Source organism: Wylensekiella montiformis, from assembly GCF_009697385.1.
In the GTDB taxonomy this organism is placed as follows: Bacteria; Bacillota; Negativicutes; order Selenomonadales; family Selenomonadaceae; genus Selenomonas_A; species Selenomonas_A montiformis.
Map to the genome: position 1 here is coordinate 20,943 of NZ_VUNL01000019.1, position 6,197 is coordinate 27,139.

The 6,197-nt window shown below is 55.8% G+C and carries 4 protein-coding genes; 1 reads left to right on the forward strand and 3 read right to left on the reverse strand.

Annotated elements, in window-relative coordinates:
- The first annotated feature begins 90 nt into the window (after positions 1–90).
- On the forward strand, positions 91–1,065 hold the full coding sequence (locus tag FYJ78_RS12390) for a LacI family DNA-binding transcriptional regulator (protein WP_154621706.1): 975 nt from the start codon (positions 91–93) through the stop codon (positions 1,063–1,065).
- 155 nt (positions 1,066–1,220) lie between these two features.
- On the opposite strand, the gene gyrA is transcribed toward FYJ78_RS12390, so the two are convergent.
- From gyrA to FYJ78_RS12405, 3 genes are all read right to left on the reverse strand, one after another.
- Positions 1,221–3,650, reverse strand: coding sequence for a DNA gyrase subunit A (gene gyrA, locus FYJ78_RS12395; protein WP_328597724.1), 2,430 nt, complete (start codon positions 3,648–3,650; stop codon positions 1,221–1,223).
- Positions 3,651–3,885: 235 nt separating this feature from the next.
- Positions 3,886–4,794, reverse strand: coding sequence for a Ppx/GppA phosphatase family protein (locus FYJ78_RS12400; protein ID WP_154621707.1), 909 nt, complete (start codon positions 4,792–4,794; stop codon positions 3,886–3,888).
- A gap of 46 nt (positions 4,795–4,840) precedes the next feature.
- Positions 4,841–5,836 carry a pyridoxal-phosphate dependent enzyme gene (locus tag FYJ78_RS12405; protein ID WP_154621708.1) on the reverse strand — a complete coding sequence of 332 codons (996 nt, stop codon included), beginning with the start codon at positions 5,834–5,836 and terminating at the stop codon, positions 4,841–4,843.
- Between the last annotated feature and the right edge of the window lie 361 nt (positions 5,837–6,197).

The following is a 6,197-nucleotide window of genomic DNA, read 5'->3' on the forward strand; positions in this document are numbered from 1 at the left end:
CTCATATTTATCTGAAAATACTGGAGGATATGCAAGAACGGTGAAATTGTGATAGACTAAACGCAGGACAAAAAGAAAGGACTACTCCCTATGGCAAAGATAAAAGATGTCGCCAAACTCGCTGGCGTCAGCACCAGCACGGTTTCCCTCGTACTCAACCACAAAGGATACGTTTCAGCTGCCACGCGGGCAAAGGTCGAGGCCGCTGTCCGTGAGCTTCACTACGTCCCGAGTGAAGTGGGGCGCAACCTCTCGCTCAACCGCACAAATCTCATCGGCGTGATCATTCCCGACGTCGCACACCCCTTCTTCGCTGCGCTGCTGCATGAGATTGAAATCGCCCTGTATCAGTACGGCTACAAGACGATGATCTGCTCCACAGGCGAGAAAAAGAACGCCGAGCTCGCCTTCCTCGAAATGCTGCGCCGCCACACGATGGACGGCCTGATCATCGGTGCTCACGCCCTCCACCTTGAAAGCTATGAGCATATCCATCTGCCCGTCATCGCCTTTGACCGTTACCTCTGCGACGAAATCCCGATCGTCCGCGCTGACCACCGCCAAGGCGGACAGATGGCTGCCGAGGCCCTCTTAAAGCGCGGTCCGCGCCATGTCGTGCAGATCACCAGCGCGCCGACCACCCACACGACGGCTCATGAGCACGAAGACATCTTCGCGCAGCATATCCGGCAAGCCGGCGTCCGGCTTGATACCGTCGTCATACCGGCCAATGTCCTGCGCCCTAAAGATTTCGCCAATGCCGCCCGCGAAATCTTTGAACGGTATCCCGATGCCGATGCCATATCGGGCGCTGATCTCGGTGCGATCAGTGCGCTGCGCGAAGCCGTCCGCCGCGGACGCCGCTGCCCCGAGGACATCTCGATCGTTGCGTACGATGGCACTTACCTGACGCGTCTCGGCCCGCAGACCATGACCGCCGTCGTCCAGCCCATCGCGGATCTCGGCCGGCGCGCCGCTGAGGCCATCGTCCGCCGCATCCGGCACGAAGAACTCCCCTCTCTCGCTCCGCTTCCCATGACCTTCCAGCGCGGTGAAACCTGCTGATCCGCGTCCCACAGAAAAAGCGCGCAGCCCAAAGATGCTCTCATGCTCTGCTTCGCGGCAAAAGACGGAAAACATTTTTCTCACCAAGACGGAAAAAAGGATCTGTGATTGCGATTTCTCGCTTTCACAGATCCTTTTTTATAGGAATCGTCTTATTAATCGTTCTTCTGGTCCATCGTGGCCATGGAAGCGACCTTATCGTTTTCCGCCGTGCTCATGAGCTTGACGCCCTGCGTGTTGCGGCTGATCACGGAGATGTCCTCGACATTGGTGCGGATCACGATGCCGTCCGTCGTGATGAGCATAAGCTCCTGATCCGGATGAACGACCTTGATGCCGATGACATAGCCGGTCTTATCCGTGACCTTCATATTGATCAGTCCCTTGCCGCCGCGGGTCTGGGAGCGGTATTCCTCAGTCGGCGTGCGCTTGCCGTAGCCGCCCTCGGTGACCGTGAGTACCTCCGCGTTGTGCGTGAGAATGTCCATGCCGACAACCTCGTCGCCCATGCCCAGACTGATCCCCTTGACGCCGCGCGCCGTGCGTCCCATGGCGCGGACATCATCCTCGGAGAAGGCGATAGCCTTGCCGCCTTTTGTGCCGAGCATCAGATAGCTTTCGCCGTCCGTGAACTTGACGCCGATGAGATCATCATCATCGTCCAGATTGATGGCGTTCAGGCCGGTTTTGCGCATGTTGCTGAACTCCGACAGGCTGGTTTTCTTGACAATGCCCTTGCGCGTAGCCATGAAGAGATAGCGGTCCGGGTCAAAGCCCTTGACCTGAATGACGGCCGTGATCTTCTCGCCCTTATCCAGCTGGAGCAGATTGATGATCGCCGTTCCCTTGGCCTGACGGCTGGCTTCGGCAATCTCATAGGCCTTGAGATGGTAGACTCTTCCGCGCGTCGTAAAGAACAGAATGGTATGATGGGTCGTCGTGATGAGCATATTCTCGACGAAATCCGTCTCCTTTGTTCCCATTCCCTTGACGCCCTTGCCGCCGCGGTTCTGGCGGCGATAGGTATCGAGCGGCATGCGCTTGATGTAGTTATTGTGCGTGAGCGTGATGACGACATCTTCTTCGGCGATGAGGTCTTCGACGTCGATCTCCGATGTATCGATCGTGAGCTTCGTGCGGCGTTCGTCGCCGTATTTTTCCTTGACCTGCGTAAGCTCATCCTTGATGATGCCGAGGATGCGCATTTCATCGGCCAGAATCGCCTTGTATTCCTCGATGGCTTTCAAGACTTCCTGATATTCCTCCTGAATCTTGTCGCGCTCCAGTCCGGTCAGGCGCTGCAGGCGCAGATCGAGGATCGCCTGAGCCTGCTTTTCGCTGAGCTTAAAGCCCGACATGAGGGCTTCGCGGGCAATATCGGCCGTGCGGCTTTCGCGGATGGTCGTAATGACGGCATCGAGATGATCGAGCGCGATGGTCAGTCCTTCGAGGATATGAGCGCGCGCCTCAGCCTTGGCCAGCTCGTATTTCGTCCGGCGGGTGATGACGTCTTCCTGATGCTTGATGTAATAATGAAGAACCTGCTTGAGATTCAGTACCTGCGGCTTGCCGTCGACGAGCGCCAGCATAATGACGCCGAAGCTCTCCTGCAGCTGCGTATGCTTGTACAGCTGGTTCAAAATGACATTCGGATTGGAATCCTTGCGCAGATCGACGACGACGCGCATGCCGTTGCGGTCCGATTCATCGCGCAGATCCGTAATGCCCTCGATCTGCTTGTCGCGGACGAGCTGGGCGATCTTCTCGACGAGGCGCGCTTTATTGACCTGATACGGCAGCTCCGTCACAATGATGCGCGGCTTGCCGTTGGACATCGTCTCGATATGCGCGTTGGCGCGCATCTTGATGATGCCGCGTCCCGTCGTATAAGCCTGTCGTATCCCTTCCTTGCCGAGAATCAGGCCGGCCGTCGGGAAATCCGGTCCCTTGATGACCGTCATGAGTTCCTCGATCGTCGCATCCGGGTTGTCGATGAGCATCAATGTGCCGTCGATCACCTCGCTCATATTGTGCGGCGGGATATTCGTCGCCATGCCGACCGCGATGCCACTCGTTCCGTTGACGAGCAGCTGCGGGAACTTCGCCGGAAGCACCGACGGCTCTTTCAGCGACTCATCGTAGTTCGGAACGAACTCGACCGTATCCTTATCAATATCCTGCAGCATAAGCTCGGCAATCTTCGACATGCGCACCTCGGTATAACGCATGGCCGCAGCGGGGTCGCCGTCGACCGAGCCGAAATTGCCATGACCGTCGGCAAGCATATAGCGCATGGAGAAATCCTGCGCCATGCGCACGATGGCATCATAAACCGAAGAGTCTCCATGCGGATGATATTTACCGAGAACTTCACCGACAATACGGGCCGATTTCTTGTACGGCTTATTGGAGCCCATGCCGGCTTCCTGCATCGCATAAAGGATGCGGCGATGCACCGGCTTCAGGCCGTCGCGGACATCCGGAAGCGCACGCGCTACAATAACGCTCATCGCATAATCGATGTAGCAGTTTTTCATCTCATGTTCCAGATTGACCGGGACAATTTTTCCCTGACCAAAATCCACAATCTCACCTCAAAACGCAAATCCTGCTTCTTTACCAATCACACGCACAGTTATCCGCCTTGCGGATATAAGACGTGCCTGCTTACAAGGAACAAATCCCCGCGGTTTTTCCGCCCGGAATTTCTTGTAAAAACAAAGCCCAGCCGTACGAGCAGCCGGGCCCCTGGTTTTCAATCCATACAAAGTTATTTTATCATAAAATAGGGAAAAAAGCTACTTTGCCTGCGCTTTCCCTCTATTTTCCAAGAATCTGATCGTAAATATATCCTTCCCGCACGCCGGAATTACTGTAGGTAATCACCTTGCCATGGAGACGGCGCGCCAGCTCGTCGGCAAGGATCAGTCCGGGAACAATGGTGCGGATCCGGTCCGGCACCGTGCGCATCAAAAGAATCGCCAGCTCCTGCGTCATGCCCTGATCGCGCTGCAGGGCGCCGATCATGGTCAGAAAACGCCGCGTTTCCATCCGGACATTGGAGGCCGGCTGGTTGAACATGGCATTATAAAGTGCAGCCGCCCCCTTGAAGGTCCCGCCTATCCCGACGATCGCCGCTTCCGGCGCATTCTCCGGCACGTCCAGATTCCCGATCAGCCGGCCGACCTCCGACCGCATGGCCAGACACTCCGAAGCGGAAGGCAGAAGCTCCGTCACATACCGGGTGCGAAGCCCCAGCGAGCCAAGGGGCAGGCTCGTCTTGTAGCATATCCTGCGGCCGCGGTACGATACGATCTCCGTGCTGCCTCCGCCAATGTCGATCAAAAGACCCGAATCATTCTGCAGGTTGTGCGTCGCCCCGATGAAGTCGAACTCCGCCTCCTCGTCGCCGGTAATGACCCGGATGGAAAAACCGGTCCGCCGCTCGATCTCCGCCACGGCCTCCCTGCTGTTTGCCGCATTGCGCAGCGCCGCCGTCGTAAAAGCCGTGACCTGCGTGATCTGAAAGGTCGTCAAAAATCCGCGGAATTCATTCAGGATCTCCACCGCCTTATCGATTCCCTGCGGCTGCATCACATTGTCTTTCAGATAAGAAGCCAGCCCGACCATATGCTTCTTTTTCAGCAGCATCTCGATATGGCTTCCCTCGATCAGATAAATGGCCATACGTATCGTATTGGACCCGATGTCAATCATTCCAAGCAGCATATCCTGAACTCACTCCTGACCGGGAGTTCGCATACAGGCGAATCCCTCAACGCTTTAATCCATTTCCCGTCATCGGCAGAACGACCTTGTAATTATCCGGCTTTCCCGCCTGAAAATATTTCTCGGCACCGGCCAGCGCCGCGGCCGAGGTCATTTCGACGTAAATTCCATGCGCACCGAGAAACTTTCTGGCCTGCAGAATGTCCGCGTCCTCCACCGCGACCACGTCGCCGCTGCTGGCCCGTATGATTTCCACCATATCCTTCAGGCGCTTCGGCTTCTCGATGCGGATCGCCGAGGCGATCGTCGTGCGCTTCGGCTCCGGCGGAAGCCCATGATAAGCCTCATAAAGCGGCGCGCATTTCTTCGACTGCACCGCGACAAAGTGCGGCAGACGCCCGATGTCCATAAATCCCTGAAACAGCCCGATCAGCATCGTTCCGTTGCCGACCGGCATAAACACATAGTCCGGCACCGCGCCGCCAAGCTGCTCCACCATCTCCCTGGCCATGCTCTTCATGCCCTCAAAGAACAGCGGATTATAGACATGCGACGCATAATAGGCATCCCCGAGATTCTCCTTCACGACAGCGCAGGCATTCATCCGGCCGTTCGGCACCTTGACAATCTTCGCGCCATAATCCTCGATCTGCGCTACCTTGGCATCGGAAATATCATCCGGCACATATACCGTGCAGTCCATGCCGGCCGCTCCCGCATAAGCCGCGATCGAAGCGCCGGCGTTGCCCGCCGAGTCCAGCGCGATCTTTTTGATGCCCAGATGATGAAGCTCGTTAATCAATGTACAGGCGCCGCGGTCTTTAAAAGAACCCGTCGGCAGCAGATTTTCCAGCTTCAGCAGAAAATCCAGCTTGCCTGTCCGGATCGGCAGCAGCGGCGTCTGAAATTCGCCCAGACTGATCTCCCGCGTCAGTTCATCGCTCTGATCCTTGTGCAGGCGAAACATCCCGCCGCAAGTGCAGCGATAGGAGTGACTGTTCAGCGGATACTTTTTCTTGCAGGTTTCACAGTAAAAATACATACGGACTCTCCCCCTTGATCGAACCGGATCTTTCCCTTATCCGGAATTCTTTTCACCGCCCTCCATGACGGTCCTGGCCTCTTTGCCTCCATCTTTTTTGATGCAGGCTCTGTTTTCCCTTTTCTGTTATTGGATAAAATTCGTCATGTTCCCTCTTATTCCCTTTTATCTCCCGGAAAAAGTCTGCTCTGTTCCACCTTTTGTAGGTTTGTCAATGATGTGAGACCGATAAAGGTTATCAATTATGAGGCATTCCCATAGATGTAATCCATAATATCGCCTTGGATTTTTGGGGCTTTTTTCGGTTGAAATACAAGGGATAATGCTTTTTGCCTCTCTTTCGGGGAATCCCATCCAAGAA